The organism is Sulfoacidibacillus ferrooxidans, from assembly GCF_022606465.1.
GTDB lineage: Bacteria > Bacillota > Bacilli > Alicyclobacillales > SLC66 > Sulfoacidibacillus > Sulfoacidibacillus ferrooxidans.
Map to the genome: position 1 here is coordinate 1 of NZ_JALBUF010000066.1, position 815 is coordinate 815.

At 45.8% G+C, this 815-nt stretch carries 1 protein-coding gene; it reads left to right on the forward strand.

The window, feature by feature from the left end; all coding sequences use genetic code 11:
* Window positions 1-450: 450 nt before the first annotated feature.
* Window positions 451-815: MFS transporter (locus MM817_RS16385; RefSeq protein ID WP_241717116.1), on the forward strand; the 365-nt coding region annotated here is incomplete at its 3' end.

Sequence of the window (815 nt, forward strand, 5' to 3'; positions counted from 1 at the left end):
ATTTTCACCGTATTCAATTTAAATTCCGTGCTGTATCTATTTGTCTTTGTCACCATGAACACCTCGAATCGATTTACTTATTTTCACACTCTCGATTCGTTGTGTCCACCCCTATAGCCTAACAGCATAGTGCCTCGAAGAACCTTGCTTAGATGACGACGGCAGGATGGCTTGAGCCCTAAAACGGGAAACTGTCACGTACGGTTCTGAAGGGGCGAGGGCATCGCAAGGTGCCTGAGCTACCCGACCAGTAATCCTGAACAACGATTGTGAATTCGAGGTGAATGAATGGCTTTGGGAGAGAAACAATTCCGAACTAACATTCGGACAGGTATATTTGTATCTGGAGTTTGCATTTCTGCTATAGGGGATTTCATCTATCTCGTCACCATAAACGTATTTGTTCTCGACTAAACACACTCTGCATTGGCTGTTGCAGGTCTGTGGGTTGTGTCCAGGATTGCGGCGTTAATTGTAGGACTTTGGGTTGGAAGCATAACGGATCGATTCTCCCGTAGGAAGCAACTGGTTGGCGTCGAGCTTACCCGTGCGGTGCTGATTGGTGTTTTGCCACTCCTGCCACACTTGGCTTCTATTTACGCAATTCTATTTCTACTTGGAGTTTGCAGTACATTTTTCGGTAGTCTGTTTCTTCCTTATCAGACATTGCTTGTTCCCGAGGAGTTCAGAAAAAGAGTAAATTCGATTGTCAGTACCTTACGGTACAGTGCTTTTCTGACGGGACCTGCCATTGCAGGGGTGCTCTTGATCCATGGCAATCCTTCCATCCCTTTATGGTTGGATTCGGTTAGTTT